The organism is Pollutimonas subterranea (genome assembly GCF_002849655.1).
In the GTDB taxonomy this organism is placed as follows: Bacteria; Pseudomonadota; Gammaproteobacteria; order Burkholderiales; family Burkholderiaceae_B; genus Pollutimonas; species Pollutimonas subterranea.
Genome location: NZ_PDNW01000055.1, coordinates 1 through 1328, shown reverse-complemented (window position 1 = coordinate 1328; position 1328 = coordinate 1). Strand labels below are relative to the sequence as shown.

The following is a 1328-nucleotide window of genomic DNA, read 5'->3' as shown; positions in this document are numbered from 1 at the left end:
TAAAGTGGACCCATTTGTCAAGACAGATTTCGTCCGGGTTTAGGCTGCGTCCATCTGTTCAATTGCAGCGGAATGGCGCTGCCCCGTTGATGCCAAAGTGGACCGTCCACACTCGGTGAAACGATCTGGAATACTGGCGCCACCACCGGTGCCATTGGCATACACCTGGTCTGGTGTCCGGTTGCCAAGGGATTGATGGGGTCTGTCGCTGTTATAGAACACAAAATACTCCATCAGGCCCAGCGTCAGCTCGGCGACCGTGCCATAGCCTTTCAGGTAGATATCCTCGTACTTGACGCTACGCCAGAGCCGCTCGACAAAGATATTGTCCAGTGCCCGGCCTCGCCCGTCCATGCTGATGGCAACACCCTCTCGCTTGAGCACACCCGTGAAGGCCTCGCTTGTGAACTGCGAACCTTGATCGGTATTGAAGATTTCCGGCTTCCCATACTGATCCACAGCCTCCTCCAGACAGTCCACGCAGAAGGCCGTGTCCATGCTGTTGCTGATACGCCAAGCCAGCACTCGCCGGGAATACCAATCAATGATTGCCACCAGATAGACAAAGCCACGCGCCAGCCGGATATATGTGATGTCCGTACTCCAGACCTGATTGGGGCGACTGACATCAACGCCACGCAGCAGATACGGATAGATTCGGTGCTCGGGGTGCGGCCTGCTGGTCGCAGCGCCAGGAGCCATCCCGGCAAGAGCCATCAGACGCATCAAACGCTGCACCCGCTTGCGGTTGACCGTAAGCCCCTGGCGCCCCAGGAATACCACCATTCGACGACTACCGTAGAACGGCCGGCGCGTGTATTCCTCGTCAATCAGGCGCATCAGCAGCAACTCGTGCTCGGCGTGCTCGCACGATGGGTGACGTCCATAGAAGGTCGCCCGCGCTACCTGTGCCAACTCACATTGCCGCGTGATCGCGAGCCCGCTGCTGTGCTCGATCCAGCCCATTCTGATCTCCGCGCTCATAGTCCGGACTTTTTTTTGAGCCAGTCCAACTCCATCTTCAGACGCCCAATCTCCCCATACAGGCGATCCTCGTCCGCGTGGGTCTCAGGCTTCGGGCCGCGCTTACCCTCGAATAGCGTGGCGGCACGCTGCACGATCTCCTTCTTCCACTGGCTGACCACGACCGGATGCACACCGAACTGCTGGCCGATCTCGTTAAGCGTCTTAACCCCACGCACCGCTTCCATCCCGACCTTGGCCTTGAATTCTGCGCTGTGAACCTTGCGTTTCCTGACTTCGACCACCTTGTAATCCTCCTCGGACTACAGCTTAAAGCGCTGTCTCGATTCCAGGGTCCACTTTAA

At 57.9% G+C, this 1328-nt stretch carries 1 protein-coding gene; it reads right to left on the bottom strand.

Translation table 11 applies throughout. The features are described 5' to 3' along the window. Positions 1–39: 39 nt before the first annotated feature. Positions 40–1268, bottom strand: a protein-coding gene (locus tag CR159_RS21295; protein ID WP_439650595.1) for an IS3 family transposase whose coding sequence is annotated in 2 segments (ribosomal slippage) — positions 40–986 and positions 986–1268 — 1230 coding nt in all. Because the reading frame shifts where the segments join, the coding sequence is not laid out codon by codon here. Between the last annotated feature and the right edge of the window lie 60 nt (positions 1269–1328).